16 protein-coding genes are annotated in these 18244 nt (G+C 43.8%); 10 read left to right on the top strand and 6 right to left on the bottom strand.

The genetic code is table 11. The features are described from left to right. The first annotated feature begins 2 nt into the window (after nt 1-2). Together ACRAD_RS02565 and ACRAD_RS02570 are read left to right on the top strand one after the other, a co-directional pair. The gene (locus ACRAD_RS02565; protein WP_005016254.1) at nt 3-326 is read left to right on the top strand and encodes a proton-translocating transhydrogenase family protein; all 324 of its coding nucleotides are present in this window, start codon (nt 3-5) and stop codon (nt 324-326) included. A gap of 3 nt (nt 327-329) precedes the next feature. After that, the gene (locus ACRAD_RS02570) at nt 330-1787 is read left to right on the top strand and encodes an NAD(P)(+) transhydrogenase (Re/Si-specific) subunit beta (protein WP_005023470.1); all 1458 of its coding nucleotides are present in this window, start codon (nt 330-332) and stop codon (nt 1785-1787) included. Between the two features lie 621 nt (nt 1788-2408). Here the strand turns inward: ACRAD_RS02570 and rsfS are convergent. The 5 genes from rsfS to ACRAD_RS02595 form a co-directional block, all read right to left on the bottom strand. Then, nucleotides 2409-2810: a ribosome silencing factor gene (gene rsfS / locus ACRAD_RS02575; protein ID WP_005016239.1), complete on the bottom strand. Its 402-nt coding sequence runs from the start codon at nt 2808-2810 to the stop codon at nt 2409-2411. A gap of 89 nt (nt 2811-2899) precedes the next feature. Beyond that, a complete protein-coding gene (locus tag ACRAD_RS02580) occupies nt 2900-3688 on the bottom strand; it encodes a hydroxypyruvate isomerase family protein (protein WP_005023472.1) in 789 nt (262 codons plus the stop codon). 19 nt (nt 3689-3707) lie between these two features. After that, nucleotides 3708-4574 carry an NAD(P)-dependent oxidoreductase gene (locus tag ACRAD_RS02585; protein WP_005023474.1) on the bottom strand — a complete coding sequence of 289 codons (867 nt, stop codon included), beginning with the start codon at nt 4572-4574 and terminating at the stop codon, nt 3708-3710. 15 nt (nt 4575-4589) lie between these two features. Then, complete coding sequence (locus ACRAD_RS02590) at nt 4590-5378, bottom strand: crotonase/enoyl-CoA hydratase family protein (RefSeq protein ID WP_005023477.1); 789 nt, start codon at nt 5376-5378, stop codon at nt 4590-4592. Between the two features lie 116 nt (nt 5379-5494). Continuing rightward, the gene (locus tag ACRAD_RS02595) at nt 5495-8299 is read right to left on the bottom strand and encodes a GacS-like sensor histidine kinase (protein ID WP_005023479.1); all 2805 of its coding nucleotides are present in this window, start codon (nt 8297-8299) and stop codon (nt 5495-5497) included. Between the two features lie 152 nt (nt 8300-8451). On the opposite strand from ACRAD_RS02595, the gene cysM reads away from it, so the two are divergent. Genes cysM through ACRAD_RS02615 form a run of 4 tightly spaced genes read left to right on the top strand, consistent with a single transcriptional unit; the run spans nt 8452 to nt 13955 of the window. Continuing rightward, the gene (gene cysM / locus ACRAD_RS02600; RefSeq protein WP_005023482.1) at nt 8452-9378 is read left to right on the top strand and encodes a cysteine synthase CysM; all 927 of its coding nucleotides are present in this window, start codon (nt 8452-8454) and stop codon (nt 9376-9378) included. Between the two features lie 17 nt (nt 9379-9395). Then, nucleotides 9396-10214 carry a 3'-5' exonuclease gene (locus ACRAD_RS02605; protein ID WP_005023485.1) on the top strand — a complete coding sequence of 273 codons (819 nt, stop codon included), beginning with the start codon at nt 9396-9398 and terminating at the stop codon, nt 10212-10214. Between the two features lie 9 nt (nt 10215-10223). After that, nucleotides 10224-11615 (top strand): 23S rRNA (uracil(1939)-C(5))-methyltransferase RlmD, encoded by a 1392-nt coding sequence (gene rlmD / locus ACRAD_RS02610; protein ID WP_005023487.1) that lies wholly within the window; start codon nt 10224-10226, stop codon nt 11613-11615. A 33-nt stretch (nt 11616-11648) separates the two neighbouring features. After that, a complete protein-coding gene (locus ACRAD_RS02615; RefSeq protein ID WP_005016224.1) occupies nt 11649-13955 on the top strand; it encodes a RelA/SpoT family protein in 2307 nt (768 codons plus the stop codon). 79 nt (nt 13956-14034) lie between these two features. Here the strand turns inward: ACRAD_RS02615 and ACRAD_RS02620 are convergent, their stop codons facing one another. Continuing rightward, on the bottom strand, nt 14035-14811 hold the full coding sequence (locus tag ACRAD_RS02620) for an SDR family oxidoreductase (RefSeq protein ID WP_005023489.1): 777 nt from the start codon (nt 14809-14811) through the stop codon (nt 14035-14037). A 136-nt stretch (nt 14812-14947) separates the two neighbouring features. Here ACRAD_RS02620 and mazG point away from each other — a divergent pair, with 136 nt between their 5' ends. The 4 genes from mazG (at nt 14948) to folK (ending at nt 18214) form a co-directional block, all read left to right on the top strand. Further along, entirely contained in the window at nt 14948-15709 is a 762-nt protein-coding gene (gene mazG, locus ACRAD_RS02625) for a nucleoside triphosphate pyrophosphohydrolase (protein WP_026055423.1), read from the top strand. A 16-nt stretch (nt 15710-15725) separates the two neighbouring features. After that, nucleotides 15726-16142, top strand: coding sequence for a ComEA family DNA-binding protein (locus ACRAD_RS02630; RefSeq protein ID WP_005023494.1), 417 nt, complete (start codon nt 15726-15728; stop codon nt 16140-16142). 135 nt (nt 16143-16277) lie between these two features. Beyond that, nucleotides 16278-17729, top strand: a complete 1452-nt coding sequence (gene pcnB, locus ACRAD_RS02635; RefSeq protein WP_005023496.1) for a polynucleotide adenylyltransferase PcnB — start codon at nt 16278-16280, stop codon at nt 17727-17729. After that, nucleotides 17726-18214, top strand: coding sequence for a 2-amino-4-hydroxy-6-hydroxymethyldihydropteridine diphosphokinase (gene folK / locus ACRAD_RS02640; protein ID WP_005023499.1), 489 nt, complete (start codon nt 17726-17728; stop codon nt 18212-18214). Before pcnB ends, folK begins: the two co-directional genes overlap by 4 nt. Nucleotides 18215-18244 lie beyond the last annotated feature (30 nt).

An 18244-nucleotide genomic window follows, 5' to 3' on the forward strand; every position in this document is an offset into this window, starting at 1 on the left:
TCATGGTTGAAACTATTACAATTTTTGTCCTAGCCATCTTTGTGGGTTATTACGTGGTATGGGGCGTTACTCCGGCATTACATACACCGTTGATGGCAGTAACCAATGCACTTTCCTCAATTATTATTGTGGGTGCCATGATTCAGACAGTAGGTATGCCTGTGTTTGGTGTAGATGCAAATGTAGCGTTCCAGAGCATCAATGTAGTGAGTGTACTTGGTGCAATCGCAGTCTTTCTGGCCAGTATTAATATTTTTGGCGGTTTCGCTGTAACGGCACGCATGCTTGAAATGTTTAAGCCAAAGCAAAAGAAAAAAGAGGGCTAATAAATGGAATTTATTCGAGCAAATGCGGATTGGTTCTACCTGATTGGTGCCATTCTTTTTATTCTGACCTTACGCGGTTTATCAGGCCCTAAAACAGCGATTGCTGGTAACCGTTATGGCATGATTGCTATGGCGATTGCGGTAATCACTACATTCTTTGTTGCAGATCATCCAGTCATCTGGATGATTGTAGGAGCAATGGTACTGGGCGGGTTAATTGGTATTGCCCGGGCACGTACTGTACCGATGACTCAGATGCCGGAAACTGTAGCTTTAATGCATTCTCTGGTGGGTCTGGCAGCAGTTCTGATTGCGATAGCAGCCATTCTGCATAATAACCAGCTCAGCGCATTGTTTTTACAAAATGAAGCGGCCCTGACTGCTGCTGGAGTTGAACATGCCCATATGAACAAGGTTCACCTGTTTGAACTGTTTGTGGGTTGTTTTGTAGGTGCAATTACCTTTACAGCCTCAGTATTTGCTTACGGTAAACTGGCTGCAAAGAAATGGGCTAAAACGATCTCTGGTGGCTGGGTAAAACCAGTACAGGCGATTATCTTTATTGCCATGTTAGCATGCGGTTTTTACTTCTTTACAACAGGAAACATGCAGGCATTCTGGGCAATGACTATCTTGGCACTGGTCTTTGGCTGGGTATGGATTGCACCGGTTGGCGGTGGTGATATGCCGGTAGTGGTTTCGTTACTTAACTCTTTTTCTGGCTGGGCGGCTGCGGGTATTGGTTTTACCCTGGAAAATAATATGCTGATAGTGGCAGGTTCACTGGTGGGTTCATCAGGTGCTATTTTATCTTATATCATGTGTAAAGCCATGAATCGCTCTATCATTAATGTACTGTTTGGTGGCGCAATGGGCGGTACTGCGGTCGCAGGAAGTGCAGCCGCAGGTGAGCAGGTGCAGCGTAACCACCGTTCAGGTTCAGCTGATGATGCTGGCTTCCTGATGTCAAATGCAGACAGTGTAGTAATTGTGCCAGGTTATGGAATGGCGCAAGGCCGTGCGCAAAATGCGGTCAAGGAATTAGCCAATCTGTTAAAAGAGCAGGGTGTTACTGTACGGTTTGCAATTCATCCGGTTGCAGGCCGCATGCCGGGGCATATGAACGTTTTACTTGCTGAAGCTGATGTACCTTATGAAGATATTCTGGAAATGGATGAGATTAACTCAGATTTCCCAGCAACTGACGTGGTACTGGTAATTGGTGCAAATGATGTGGTCAATCCGGCTGCTAAAGATGATCCAAACTCGCCAATCTATGGTATGCCAATTCTTGAAGCGCATAAGGCACGTACTATCATGGTAATCAAACGTTCAATGGCAACTGGTTATGCTGGACTCGATAATGACCTGTTCTACAACGAAAAAACTATGATGATTTTCGGTGATGCGAAGAAAGTGGTCGAGGATATGACCAAAGCAATTAATGGCACGGGTCACTAATTTCTAAAAAATAATGAAAGCCATCTTAGGGTGGCTTTTTTTATAATCTTATTTAATGTAGGCAAACAAAATTTATTCTAAACTACTATATAGTATTCAATTTAGCTTTCCTCATCTGTTTTATGGTATTTATTAAAAATTAAAGAAATCATTTATAACCCTTTCTATTATTTATATTGAATCTACTGTCTTATAGACTGGCAGGGTTAAGCCTGCAGGTTTAATTTAAATTGCTATTTCTTTTATAAAAAATATATTAAAGAAAATAATTGATCTGTTTTACGCCTTATATCTTCTATCTTTAATCCGTATACCTTACTTAATAGGAGTAGTAATGCATAGTATATTTGCTCGAAATAAATACTTTTAAAATGGTGGGCAATATGCTGCCTCACCTTTTCATATTGAATGCGGGAGAATAGGGAGTTTTAAATATTGCTATTCAGGAGGATTTAACCGGTTTGAAATTTTATGCATTATTCGACTTAAACTGGTCAAAAAAAACAGATCATATCCAAAAAATAAGTGGCATATCGGTTTTTTAACAGCTTTATATAATGAATTATTAAAAAGGTATTAAATATAAAAAAGCGACCGAAGAGGTCGCTTTTTCAGGGAGTTTTACGCTACAGATTCGGGTGCATTACGCCATAAGCTTTCTAGATCGTAGAACTTACGTGCAGTAGGTAGCATCACATGTACCACTACATATCCTAAATCAATCAGGATCCATTCTGCATCACGTTCACCTTCAATACCTATAGGACGGAAACCGGCTTTACGTGCTTCATCAGCAACATTATCAGCCAAAGCTTTTACATGACGTGTTGATGTACCACTTGCGATTACAATTGCATCAGCAACATTACTGATTGAACTGACATCAAGTTCAATAATATCTTTAGCTTTTACATCGGTTAAAGCATTGTGCACAACTTTTAAGCATTCCTGCACACTCTGGCTTTGAGAATTCATGGCGAGATCGTAAGAATTAGACACGCTGGGCGATGGTTCTAAATTCATAAAAAACATATTTTCCAGACTATTATTCAGTATCTAATATAGCGCTTTTATGAACAGATTTCAAATTATCGCGCGTAACATTTTATGTATTAAATCTGATCAGGAAAATATTTATTTTTCCAGTGAAAAGAAGCGTTTGAGTGAGCTCTTGGTTTATACTCTGCGGCAATAAATCCTGAATATTTACTTTGCTTTAACCAAGTGAAAATCTCTGAATAAGAAATCTGGGCCGTATCAGGCTCATGTCGTCCCGGGCAGTCAGCAAACTGGATATGTCCAATTGAAGCAATATTTTCTTGCAAGGATGCCAACACATCTTCACCCATCATTGCCATATGGTAGCAATCATATTGCATTTTTAAGGCTGGATGGTTGACTGCTTCAAGCATTTCCTGAGCCTGTGCTATGTTTTGTACCAAGAAGCGTGGCATGTCTGTGGCATTGATCATCTCAAAAACTGGCTGAATTCCCTGCTCTGTCGCAAGGTGACAGGCCAGTTTCAAGTTGTGTGCCAAGGTGTTTAGACAAGGCAGTAAATCTGCATCTTCGGGCTGTTTGCCGGCCAGTATATTTATACTGGGTACTTTAAGTGCTATAGCATAATCAATGGCCTGTTCAAGAGCACGATGAAAGGCAATTTCCTGCCCCGGGACTCCTGCTAGGCCATTACCGCCTTGCATCAGGTCGCCAGCCGGTACATTGATCAGACATAGACCCAATTTGTATTTGTGCAGCTGTCTGGCAATCTGTTCTATTTCGAGCTCATAAGGAAACTGGATTTCGACATGCTGGAAGCCATGCGCATGAGCAAGTGCAAAACGCTCAATGAGTGGCACTTCAGTAAAGATCATAGACAGATTGACTGCAAGCTTGCTCATATTTTCATTCCTTGAACAATTAAGATTTGACCTGCTGAATCACGGTAGCCAGGTCTTTTTTCGCAAAACCATTTTGCTGGTGTGAAGTTAACTGTGTTAAGGCCTGCTTTGCTACAGGTATATCAAGTTTGAACTGTTCTGCCAGCTTAACTGCATTTCCTAGATCTTTTGATAAAGTCTGCACTTTCCATTGTACCGGTTCAAATACATGAGTAGCCATACGCGGAGCAAGAATCTGAAACGGTTTTGAGTCGGCAAAACCACCTGCAAGTGCAGGAGCTAATAGCCGGGTATCAACACCAGCCTGTTCTGCTAGTGCAACTGCTTCGGCAATTAATGTACTGTTGGCCGCAACAATGAGCTGGTTGCAGATTTTGGTCGCCTGACCTGTGCCTGTTTCTCCCATACGAGTCACACGTTGTGACAAAACATTGTAGACTAAGGTGAGGTCCTGAATTTTTTCAGCATTTCCACCAGCGAAAATCACTAGTGTTCCCTGTTCGGCTCCTGCTGTACCCCCTGATACGGGAGAGTCAATCCAGTTGACATGTTGCCGTCGGGCTGCCTGTGCCAGTTCCAGGGTTTTATCTACTGATAGACTGGAAAAATCTACAATGGTCTGGCCGGGTTTTAAATAGGGCTGGATCTGGTTGAAAACTTGCTGGACAGCCTGATCATCTGCCAGACAAGTCAGAATAATTTTATAACGTCCCAGTTGCTCCAGATCTAATGCTTTTGCACCTGTGTCAAGCAGGGGGGCGCAAGCAGAAGCTGTCCGGTTCCAGACTGCGACCTGAAAGCCGGCATGAATCAGGCGTGCAGCCATGCGGCTTCCCATCAGTCCCATGCCTAAAAATGCTATTGGAGTGTCACGGTTAAAACTCATCAGTCTCGCTCTCTATTATTTGTATTGACGCGGCAGATATTCAATTTCAGGACGTTTATCTTTTTGACGGGCAAGACGTGTGTTTTTTGCTAGTAATAACTTGAATTGCCAGATTTTTTCTAGCCGTAATGACTGTTTTGGCTGATGTTGCATTGCTTCCAGAACCCGTTTTGCAGCCAGTAAAGCATCAGGTGAGCGTTGCAGCATTTCTTGTGCCAAAGCTTGAGCCCGTACTAGAGGCTGTTCATCCAAATGAGTTACTAAACCAATTTCTTTGGCATATTGAGCTTTGAAAATCCGTGCGGTCAGTGTTAATTCCTTAGCCAGATCTATACCCACCAGACCTTTTAAAGAACGTGACAGACCCATATCAGGAACTAGGCCCCAGCGACTTTCCATGATCGACATCTTTGTTTCAGGGTGGGCAATGCGAATATCGGCAGCCAGTGCAAGCTGCATTCCAGCACCAAAACAGAAACCTTCGAGGGCTGCAATTACCGGAACTGGCAGGTTTTGCCAGACCAGAAAGGCTTTCTGGAAAAGGCTTTGACCGGGTTTGAGCAGCTCCCAAACAGCATAGGCCCGGTTTTTAGGATTATTGAGGTCACCCAGATCAATACCCGCGCTAAATACATTGGCCTCACCTGTTAGAATAACACAGCGGATGGAACGATCTTTTTCTATAGTTTTGGCTGTACTGACCAGTTCACGTAACAAAGCAAAACTCATTGCATTACGTTTCTCTGGCCGGTTCAGATAGACTATCGCTATCCCATTATTTTTTTCTATACGCAGTAGTGCCATTTTTCTAACTCTTATTTTCTCTCTTGAGGCTGAGCATACCATTGCATGACCTCAGATGCATGACAGCCGAGTCACGTAAATGAGCTGTGTCTTGCATTTAAGTCAATTAATTTGCTTTAAGAAGCATCCAGAATGTGCCGGGCAGCAGTCTCAACTTCATGAATGATTGCTGTTAGTTCATCAAAACGGTTTAAGGTTTCCTGAATAAAAGCTTCATCTGCCTTACGGCGTTCTTTGCGCAAGGTAGAGACAAACTGTTCAAAACTTCCGCTGGTCTCCTGTAACTTGGGCGTACCTACATAACGGGTGGCGCCATATAGACGGTGCAGTACATGTTCAAGCTGGGGAAAATCTTCCAGCTCAATCAATTGCTGCATTTCAGCCAGTTCAGCCGGAAAACTGTCCACCAACATCTTAAGCAGATCATGGGCCAGGTCTTCCTTGTTCGCTGCCAGTTGAAGGCTTTGTTGCCAGTCCAGAACTTCAGGGTCTAGAGCATCAAGTAAAATACCGCTTTCAATTGCGGGAGGCTGATTAAACTGATTATTGGTCCACTGCGTCAGGATATGAATCAGCTGATCAATTTGAATGGGTTTGGTGACATAGTCATCCATCCCTACTTTCAGCAGTTTATTTTTTTCATCGGCTAAAGCATGAGCAGTCAGGGCGATAATCGGTAGATGGACTTCTCCCTCTAGCGTTGACTCCAGTGAGCGGATAGCCCGGGTGGTGTCAATTCCCGACATTACCGGCATCTGGATATCCATAAAGATCAGGTCAAATAGTTTTTCTTTGCGCTCAATCTGATGATGCAGGATATCTAGTGCTTCCTGCCCACTGAGCGCTTTGGTGGTTGTAACGTTAAGCTCGCCTAGTAATGCCTCAAGTACAATCAGATTTGGTAAGTGATCATCGACAGCCAATATATGCAAGCCACGGCCATTAAAACTTTCAAGGCTATCCTGTTCAAATACTGGCTGGTTGCTGAGTAGCTGAATTAATGCGGTACGGCTAAGAGGCTGATACAGAGGACGTGCACGATATTCAGTAAGAATATTCGGCTCAAGCACCATCTGGTATCCATAAACAGCAAGATGTCCCGAATAGCGGCTACGAATTTCTTTTAGTAATGCTTCACTGTCACCACTATGGTCTACAATGAGCCAAGTATTCTCACTCTGGTCTTTTAGCTGGTTCAGGCGGCTGAACAGATCCAGGATTGACTGTGTCTCAGTATGCTTAACCTGATAATTTTCCAGATAATGACGCAATACGTTAGCAGTAGCTGGATGGGCCAAGAAGGATAAAACATGAATATGTTCGAAATTCGGATGTTGCTGTTCATGCTCATCTTCTACGCCAAACATGGCGGTAAACCAGAATGTTGAGCCCTTTTCTGTAGGTGCACGCTCCTGATTATCTTCAAATCCGATTTGTCCCTGCATCAGGTGTACTAACTGTTTAGAGATTGCAAGCCCTAGACCTGTTCCTCCAAACTGGCGTGTTACCGAAGTATCACCCTGTGAGAAAGACTCAAACAGTTTTTTGCGATCAGTACCGCTCAGACCAATGCCGCTATCCTGCACACTGAAATGTAAGAGACATTGTTCCATACCATCTTGTTCCATCCGCGCCCGGACAATAATCTCGCCATCTGGGGTGAATTTGATTGCATTGGAAATCAAATTGGTCAGAATCTGCTTGAAGCGCAGTACATCACCTACAATATATTGCGGAACATCATCACCATAATAAAATGCCATATCGATCTGTTTTTGTGCGGCAAGGGGTGACAGCATATCCATTACATCAAAAATAGCTTCCTCAAGGTCAAATGGTGCAGTTTCAAGCTCAAGCTTACCGGCATCAATTTTAGAAAAATCCAGTACATCGTTAATCAGGGCCAGCAGGTGAGCAGAAGATTTACGGATAGTCTGCAAATACAGATTCTGCTCATTGCTAAGATTATCCTGCCTTAGCATCAAGTGAATAAAACCGTCAATACTGTTTAGCGGGGTACGTAATTCATGCGAGATATTGGCTAGAAATACTGACTTGGCCTGATTTGCAGAAATTGCCTGATCGCGTGCCTGACGATAAGTAATATTCTGAACCTCTAGGGTGTCCAGTGTCCGGCGCAGGTCATCTTCAGTCTGTTCGGTATGTTCTTTTAGCTCCAGAAAGCTAAAATGTAGGCGTTTCACTACATTGGCAATATCGCGCTGTAAGAGTCTCAGCTCGCCAGTACTGTTAATAATAATGTGCTGGTCTAAAGTATCGACATTTAACCGCTGTAGCTGCATGCGGATCTCATACATCGGTGCAATCCAGCGCCGTGAATAGAAATTCAGGCACAGTAACAGCAATAATAAGGTTAAAAGCCCGGTAGCGATCAACACTATCATGACCCGGTAACGCGCAATTTCCAATGGCTGGTTGTCCATTTCAATAACCAGCCAAGCTTTATTGGCTGGATCAGAAGATATCTGCAAGCCATAAAGATGATTGTGATGATAGGAAACAGGTCCAAAAAAGATAGAGTTTTGTGGAGGCTTTATTTGGGATGGCTCGCTTTGGAAGCCTATATCCAAATAGCTTTTACCATTTTTATCAATAATCATGGCACCTTGCAGGTGCTGCTCAATAAACATGTACTGTAGAATGTTACGTGCTTGAGTGTAACGGTCGGGGTTTTGACTAAGCAAATAAAACAACTGCTGGGCTACATGCTCATAGCGAGTCAGAATTGCAGTGGCTGTATGGCGCTGCTGGGCCTTAGCCGCATTCGAAGTTTCAGTTAAAACCAGTGCCGCGCCAACACATGCAAGAACCATAATGGGGACAAAAATCAAGGCAATAAGCTGCCCATAGGCATGATTTAAATGTAGGCGCTTGGATAGTTTCTTATTCAGATTCGACATGGCTTGAGCTGTTCATTCCCCATGCAGGCATATTAGCATGCTTTATATAAAACTGGCCGTGCATTAAGTGGTTTTAAGAAAAGCACGTTAAATGAGTGCAGGCGCAAGCATTTTTTCATACAATACTGATCACCTCGATATAGGTGCATACAATGACAACGATGACCCCTGACTTTACCGCGGATAAATTTCTGCTGGACTATTATGTTGGAAAAACTCCACTGGTACGTTTACAGCGCTTGGCTAGCCACACTCGAGCGACTGTGCTAGCCAAGCTTGAAGGAAATAATCCAGCTGGCTCGGTAAAAGACCGCCCTGCTTATAATATGATTATGCAGGCTGAAAGGCGTGGACAGATCAAACCGGGTGATACGCTCATTGAAGCCACAAGTGGAAATACCGGTATAGCGCTAGCAATGGTAGCGGCTATGCGTGGTTATAAAATGAAGCTGATCATGCCGAGCAATATGAGTCAGGAACGTAAAGATGCTATGCTGGCTTATGGTGCTGAGCTGATTGAGGTGACACCACAGCAGGGAATGGAAGGTGCCCGTGACCTCGCGCTGCAAATGGAGCAGGACGGTAAAGGTCTGGTGCTTAACCAGTTTGGAAATCCGGACAATGTAGAGGCCCATTATCTCACCACAGGACCAGAAATCTGGAAACAGACGGGGGGTAGAATTACCCATTTTGTCAGCTCTATGGGTACGACCGGTACCATTATGGGGGTATCAAAATATCTTAAAGAGCAGAACCCGGATATCCAGATTGTGGGCTTGCAGCCATCTGAGGGTTCAAGTATTGCAGGTATTCGCCGCTGGCCCGAACAATATCTTCCTACAATTTTTGACCGTAGCCGTATTGACCGCACGATCGACATTCCACAGATTGAGGCTGAACGCACTATGCGCAGATTGGCCCGGGAAGAGGGAATTAGTGCCGGAACTTCATCAGGTGGAGCGGTCTGGGCTTCTTTACAGCTTGCAGAAGAAAATCCGGATGCCGTCATCGTTTGTATAATTTGTGATCGTGGTGACCGTTATCTGTCTACCGGTTTGTTTTCAGCTGAAGATAAATAATTATTCAAGAGAATTACATGCGCTTACCTGTCCTGATTTTTGATATCGAAACACTGACCGACTTGAAGGCAGGTGCGCACCTGTACAATCTGGATTTACCGGATGATGAGCTTGAACAGGCTTTGATTAAGCTGCGTCGCCAAGAAGCAGGGACCGATTTTCAGCGTCTGTCTTTACACGAGATTGTCTGTATTTCAGGCCTCTGGGTTGATGAACATGGCATGCGGCTATTTTCTTTTAGTCAGGAGCAGTATGCTGAGGCAGAGATTCTCAGAAAGTTTCTTTCCATTTTTGAAAAGCGTCATCCAATTCTGGTGAGCTGGAACGGGTCACAGTTTGACTTACCCGTTATTTTATTTCGCACCATGTATCATGGTCTTTCTGCTCCGAGCCTGTTTGATCAGGGCGAAATTGATATTCAGAAGCGCTATAATAATTACCAGAACCGTTATCATCACCGTCATGTCGATCTAATGGACGTGATGGCCATGTTTAATGGTCGCAATTTTCAGAAACTTGATGACGCTGCACAATTGCTGGGTTATCCGGGCAAGCGTACAGAAGGTTACCGAGTGTCTGAGCAGGTACAGCATGGTGAATGGCTAGAGCTAAGCCAACACTGTGAAGGAGATGTGCTAAATACTTGGTTGATCTATCTGCGCTGGCTACTGTTGAAAGGTCAATTGCTTGCAGAGGATCATCGTTTCTGGATTCAATCCACAATTGCGTATTTAAGCCAGCAGCCGCAACAGGCCGAGTTTGTTCGCCTGTGGCAAGACAGTTCGCAACATACCGAATTTACTTCACATTATATTTTTCCTACAGTTAGAGATTAGGTTATTTCCTTGAGACACAAAGCTAAACCGCGTTCGGCTCAACCTGCGCACTATGTATTTAAGGTTGAGGCGCTTTCCCATGAAGGACGGGGTATTGCTCACTATGGAAATGAGCCGGGACATCCGGCAGAAAAGCAGGGTAAAAAGATTTTTATTACCGGTGCCTTGCCAGGCGAAACTGTTCAGGCCCGAATCACTCATCACACCAAAAGATTGGAAGAAGCAGACAGTGTTCAATTACTGAGTGAGCCATCCTCATATCGGATTGAACCCGTCTGTCCGCATTTTGGTCTATGCGGAGGATGCAGTCTTCAACATATGCACCCAGATGAACAGATCCGTTTCAAGCAAGATGTCCTAGCTTCACATCTTAAGCATTTTGCTGCCATTGAACCTGAAGAGTGGCTACCCGCTTTACGTTCGACCCGAGAAGACTACCGTCGTAAAGCCCGTATAGGGGTGCGCTTTTTAGCTAAAGAGCAAAAGCTGAAATTTGGTTTTCGTGAGCGTCAAACTAATCATCTGGTCTCTATTCAGACCTGCAAGGTGCTGGACCGAGCTATGGCTGACCACTTAAATGGGCTACAATTGTTACTCGAAAGTCTAACAGCCAAAGCAGCCATTGGGCATATAGAATTGGCCATGGGTGATCACGATATTGCTTTGGTCATTCGTAATATAGAGAAATTACCTCAAGTTGATGTCAACCAGTTAACACAATATGCGTTAAGCAGGCAGTGGCAACTATATTTGCAGCCTGCTGGACCAGAGAGTTTGTATCGGCTAGATCAGCCGGATGCATCAAATTATTTGCATTATCGTCTGGAAGAGTTCGATATCGATTTTGCTTTTTCTCCACTAGATTTTACTCAGGTTAACTCTACAGTGAACTCGCAAATGGTCAGTCTGGCATGTAATTTGCTAAATCTACAGCCAGGTGAGCGTGTACTTGACCTGTTTTGTGGATTAGGAAACTTTTCTTTACCTCTGGCTCGCTGTGTAGGTGAGACCGGTCAAGTAATTGCTGTAGAGGGAAGTGAAGATATGGTTAAACGCGGTACTGAAAATGCCCGTAGCAATGAATTATTGAACGTGCATTTCTATTCACAAGATTTAACAAAAGATTTTTCTTCTCATTCTTGGGCAAAGCAGGGTTTTGATGCATTATTAATTGATCCTCCGCGGGCAGGAGCAGAAGAAGTAATGCATTATCTTCCTAATTTTAATGCGAAAAGAATCGTTTATGTTTCATGTAATCCAGCAACTCTGGCAAGAGATGCAGGTATTTTGGTAGAGCATGGGTATCAGTTAAAAAAAGCTGGTGTGATGGATATGTTTACTCATACCGGGCACGTAGAATCAATTGTGTTATTTGAAAAAATTAACAAGATAACCGATTAAAAAACATGAGTTACATGTGTATAGGAGAAGGGTATGGTCACAGTACGTGAGCAGCTTCCTGGACGACTAACCGAGTTGTCTGATGAAGCGACTGTCGAGCATGCCGAAGAAGCACAGCTGGATTTAGTCTCATGGCTAGACCGCGTGCGTGATATTCTGGGTGGGGCAGAGCTGAAGCAGCTAGAAGAAGTCGCTCAGCTAACATTAGAAAAAGAGCTGGAAACCAACGTCAATCACCGATCCAACACCTTTTATACGGGTGTGGAAATGGCAGATATTCTGGCGCATCTGCATGTAGATGAAGATACGCTCTCAGCGGCTATGTTGTACCGCAGTGTACGTGAAGGGATTACCAGTCTTGAACTGGTGCAGGAACGATTTGGTGAGAATGTCTATAACTTGGTCAAGGGCACCTTGGCCATGGGTAAACTCTCTGAACTGATTGAAAAAAATAAACGTCTCGAAGATCATTTTAATAATAATCAGCGCGAGCATTTGACCGGCATTTATAAAATGCTGATTTCAGTCACTGAAGATGTGCGTGTGGTCTTAATTAAGCTGGCTGAACGTACGTATGCCTTGCGTGAACTGGCTAAGTCTTCTAAAGAGCGTCAGGAGCGGGTAGCACGGGAAATTCTGACGATTTACTCGCCACTGGCGCACCGTTTGGGCATTGCACAGCTTAAGTGGGAGCTTGAGGATCTGGCATTTCGCTACTTGGCTCCTGAGCGTTATAAAGAAATTGCATCTTTACTCAATGAAAAACGTCTGGAACGTGAACATTATATTCAATTTGTCATCGATAAACTGAAAAATGAACTGGCTGATTACGGGATCGAGGCAGAGATTACCGGCCGTGCCAAACATATTTATTCAATTTACCGTAAGATGAAAAGCAAGAGCTTAAGTTTTGATCAGCTCTATGATATTCGTGCTTTGCGGGTACTCGTGCACAGCGTACCAGAGTGTTATCACGCTCTCGGGATCGTGCATCAAATCTGGCGACATATACCGCATCAGTTCGATGACTATATTACCAACCCTAAAGGCAATGGTTACCGCTCCTTGCATACCGCAGTAATTGCAGAAAATAAGTCTCTAGAGGTTCAAATCCGGACTTATGACATGCATGAAGAAGCTGAGCTTGGTGTATGTTCACACTTTAACTATAAGGAAGGTTCTAAAACCACTGACCATTCCTTTAATCATCGCTTGCATTCTTTACGGGCGGTTCTTGAGCATTATCAGGAGCGTAATGAAAGTAGTGGCTATCAGCAGAGTGATGAAACCGAGAATTTTGAGCATATTCAAGAATTTGAGGATTTTGAGAAAATTTATGTCTTTAGCCGTGATGGTGACATTAAAGAATTACCCCGGGGTTCGACCGTACTTGATTTTGCCTACCATGTACATACTGAAGTCGGCAACAAATGCTATGCCGCACGGGTCAACCAGCGTTACGTCCCTTTAACCTACAGCCTGAAAACAGGTGAGCAGGTAGAAATTCTTACCAAAAAAGACCGGGAACCGAACCGGGACTGGCTGGTGAATTCTCTAGGTTATATTCGCACCGCGCGAGCACGCGATAAGTTGCGTCACTGGTTCAGACAGCAGGACCGGAGCAAAAATCTTGAAGTGGGGCGTGACCTGCTGAATAAAGAGTTATCGCGTCTGGCAATTCATCCAAAGAGTATTGATTTAAGTGATTATTGCAATCATTTTAACGTTAAAAGTGGTGATGATATTCTGATTGGGCTGGTGAATGGAGACCTGAGCCTGCATGCCCTGATTAATCAGGTGAACCGCCACATGCATCTCGATCAGGATGAGCCTGAGCTGGTACTCAAACCGACACTGAATCCACGTGCCAGTCATACTTTATCGGCGCATGGTATTCTGATCGACGGGCTGGACAATGTCGAGTTGCATATTGCCCAATGCTGTCAGCCAGTACATGGTGAAAGTATTGCAGGCTATATTACCTTAAACCGAGGAGTCAGCATTCATAAGGTAGGATGCCCGGATTATATGCGTATGATCAGTCAAGAGCCTGAGCGTGCAGTTGAAGCAGACTGGGAAATGCAGCCTACTCGTGGCCAGAGTGTGCAGATTGTGGTAGAAGCCTATGACCGTCGTGGTCTGCTTAAAGATCTAACCCAGGTCATCTTTGCAGACCAGATCAATATCCGGCAGGTCAATACTATCTCTGAAGCTGATGGTATTGCCAATATGAAGTTGTTAATTGAGGTTAAAGGGCTGGCACAATTATCACGTTTGCTTGCCCGTTTGGAGCAGCAACCAGGAATTATCAGCGCACGCCGTCTGGTTCAAGGTAATTAGATCTAAAATTTCTGAAAAAATATGCTTCCAGTGAGAAGCATATTTTTATTTTAATCGGTAGAAGTAGAAATTTTTTAATCTATTTTTTTCGGCTTAAAGCAAGATTAGTCAGGCGGTTTATAAATTGCGGGCTGATTTGTGAAAGCTGAAAAAGAAATTTGGTTTTTAGGCCAACTGGCTGATGTGTAGGAGTTAAAAAAGTAGTTTTCATATTGGCAAGCTGATAAATTTTTTGAGCAACATCTTCTGGTGTCAATGAAATACCCATATTCTGGATGGTGCCGGCATCCATATCTTTTACCATAGCAGTCTGCACAAATAATGGCATAACATCTAAAACACGAATTCCAAATTTTTGCCACTCTACATCAAGCCCTTCGGTAATACCGCGTACTGCAAACTTGCTGGCTGAATAGGAAACCAGGTCAGCCTGTCCATAAATAGCTGAGGCAGAAGAGAGGTTGATCACGCGGGAAAAAGTGGCTGTTTTTAAGTAGGGTAGAGCTGCATGGCAACCATTTATTACACCCTTAATATTAATGTCAACTGTACGGTGATGGGCAGAAATTGGTGTATTTTCAAAAGCACCAGAGTATAAAACTCCTGCATTATTAACCAGAATATTGAGCTCTCCAGCCCAGCTAACAAAGTCGTCTAATGCCATGTTCCATTGATGATAGTCGGAAACATCCAGTTGCCCCGCCATTGCATTGGGTCCTAAAGCTTGTGCCAATTGCTGTGCTTGTGCGTAGTTAATATCATATAGACCAACTTTGTAACCCTTCTGGTAGAAGAGCCGTGCAACTGCGGCGCCAATTCCTTGAGCTGCACCACTGATCAATATACTGTTTGTCATACTTATTCTCTTTATTGATATTTTAATTATTAACAATCAGCCTGACTGTTATTGCAGGCCTATCTTAACAAAAGCCACATGATTTGGCACAGGTGAATGTAAAGCAGGACAAAAGATGAAAAATTCAGAGCAGTCAATTAAGGAGCTATTGGCGATTATGCAGGAACTCCGGCAAAAATGCCCATGGGATCGCGAACAAACACCTTTAAGCCTGACACGCTATGCAATTGAAGAAGCCTATGAGGTCGAAGCCGCAATACGTGAAAGCGATATAAGCGAAATCCGTGATGAATTAGGAGATCTGCTGCTACAGGTAGTATTCCAGGCGCAGATGTACAGTGAACAAGGTGCATTTGATTTTCAGGATGTGGTCCAGGCGATTTGTCAGAAACTTGTGCGTCGTCATCCCCATGTGTTTAAAACTGAACAATCTGATCGTCTAACTCAAGAAGATGTCAGCCAGCTCTGGCAACAGATTAAGCAGCAGGAAAAACAAGGTAAGCCTGCTGCCCGGCTAAATGAAATCAAGCATGGCCCAGCATTAGTTCAGGCCGAACAAATACAGAAGAATGTGGCAAAAATCGGTTTTGATTTTCCGGATGTAAATAGTGCTTATAGAAAGCTTGAAGAGGAGTTGCTCGAACTGAAAGAGGCGATATATCATCAAAATTCCGATGAAATTATGGATGAGTTTGGCGATTGTCTATTTTCACTGATCAATGTAGGCCGTAAACTTCATGTTCCCAGTGAGATGGCTTTACTTTCAACCATCCATAAATTTAGAACCCGTTTTGCTTTTATCGAGGATCAGGCCATACAGCAACAGCGAACTTTAGAACAGCTGAGTCTGGAAGAAATGGATCAACTCTGGGAGCAAGCTAAACAACAATTAAAATGAAGAGCTCTATATCGTGATGAAAAACAGCAATAAATTTTTCCGGTTAAAAGAAATATTATCTTTAATGTTGGGTTTGCTGGCATGTCTCTGGCTAGCAAGTGCCGGTCAGGTACAGGCACAACAGTTTGATGATTCTTATTTGAAATGGAAAAACCAGCAATTGGATCACGACCGCCGCCTATTGCAGCAAACTGGTTCAATGACGATGTCATCGGGAGCAGCAGCCCAGATCAGTACAGAAAAAGTGAGCCTGAACCGTGGTACTGCTGATCAGTTGCAGCAGGCACTGAGTGGCGTGGGCGAAAAGAAAGCTCAGGCAATTGTGGAATATCGTAACAAAAATGGAAAATTCAATAGCATCGAAGATTTGCAGAAGGTCAAAGGCATTGGGCCCAAGCTATTTGAAAAAAATAAATCGCGTCTGACATTGTAAGTTGTTACGCTAGTTGATATAAGAACTCAACAAACAATAGGGCAATATTGAGATTCAAATTGCCCTTTAATCATGTTGGAGCTATGATTACAGCATCTTAGCAAATTTACGTCCTGACGTAGGAGACAGCGTCTTTTGCAAACTTTGCGCGCGTCAAAATGTGGTTTATCAACCACTCAATTACCTTCTTCTATTTTAGATGTTATCGAAAGTTTAACCAAGGCCGGTTATGAAGCTTATATCGTTGGTGGCGGTGTAAGAGACCTGATGCTGGGGTTAAACCCTAAAGATTTCGATGCTGTAACCAATGCAACTCCTTCACAGATCAAGGATGTATTTGGGCGTCGCTGCCGTATTATTGGCCGCCGTTTTGAATTGGCTCATGTGTATTCTGGCCGTGAACTGATTGAAGTGGCAACTTTTCGTGCTCCTCCTAAAAAAGCTGTGACCAGTGCCTCAGGCATGATCCTGCGTGATAATAACTGGGGCAGTATCGAACAAGACTTTTCCCGCCGTGATTTTTCTATTAACGCCCTGTATTATCAGCCGCATAAAGGTATTGTGCTTGATTTTTGTGATGCGGTTCAGGATATCAAAAATAAAACCTTGCGTTTGCTTGGTGATCCGGTACAGCGTTTTGAAGAAGATCCAGTACGGATGCTACGCACTTTGCGTTTTGCAGCTAAACTGAATTTCAAAATTGATCCAGCTATTCTGAAAATTTTTACAGCCGAGCTGGCACAACTGCTCCGTGATGTGTCTCCGCACCGTTTGTATGACGAATCACAAAAGCTGTTTACTATGGGGCACCTGGCACGTGTGCTACCGATGCTTATTGATTTTGATATCTGGAAGCAGTTATTTGCAGATATCCGCCCGAATATTACTGCCTTTATAGAGTTGGCTGCGAAAAATACTGATCATCGTATTCAGATCGGTAAAACTATTAATCCAGCATTCTTCTATGCTGTACTACTTTGGGAGCCCTTCCTGGAGCGCTATGAATTTTATAGCGGTAAAGGTATTGTCGCTGCTGAGGCGCGTGCTCAGGCTGGGCTGGATGTACTTAAGCGTCAAGCCACACGTACTGTTATTCCACGTTTTGCAGAAACCTTTATTCGTGAAGTCTGGGAAATGCAGAGCCGTTTGCTGAACCCGAAACCTCAGCAAATTGAAGCCTTGGCCAGCCATGCGCGTTTCCGTGCCGGCTTTGACTTTTTATTATTGCGTGAGAAGGCAGGGGACCCAACGACTCAGGGAATGGGGCAATGGTGGGATGCTTACCAGAATATGGGAGCTGATGAAAAAGAAAAAACTATTAGTCAGTATAACCGGCAGCGTGCCAAGAATCGCCGTAAACAGAACGAAGATGTACTGGATGAAGTAAAGCATCTGGAAATTGAACCCTTAGTCGATATCCCCGAACCGCGTAGCCGACGTGCTAGAAAAGCACGTAAGCCGGAGGTTGATCATGAAGCGGTTAAAGCAGCAGAATCTGTGGGAGACTTCAATAGTGATCATCCGATTATGAAGCGCAAACGGGTAAAGCGTGACCTCAGTCAAGTGGTATTTGGACCAACACAATGAGTACCATTGCTTATATTGGCCTAGGCAGCAATCTCGGTGACTCACGCCAGATTTTAACTCAAGCTGTATCAAGACTTAGTACGTTGGGGCCGGTAAAAGTTTCCAGGTTATATCAGAGTCCGCCTATGGGGCCTCAAGACCAGCCGCATTATTATAATGCCGTAGCACAGCTTGAAACTGTGCTTGAGCCTTTGCCTCTATTAGATCAGTTGCAAGCTTTTGAGCAGGAAGCCGGGCGGGTGCGTCTACGCAGGTGGGGCGAGCGGACACTAGATTTGGATCTTTTGCTTTATGGTCAGCAGTCTATACAACATGAACGGCTGAATGTGCCACATATTGGACTGCTGGAGCGGGATTTTGTTGTTATTCCACTGCTTGATCTGAATGTGAGTCTCAGCGTAAATGGACAGCTACTTCAACAACTGGATTTGGTCCAGCAATCAGAACTTACTGTTTTGGCCGATGAACAATGGGCCAGCATTTAATCTATATATTTAAGATACTGTGCAAGAGGA

This window comes from Acinetobacter radioresistens DSM 6976 = NBRC 102413 = CIP 103788 (assembly GCF_006757745.1).
Lineage (GTDB): Bacteria > Pseudomonadota > Gammaproteobacteria > Pseudomonadales > Moraxellaceae > Acinetobacter > Acinetobacter radioresistens.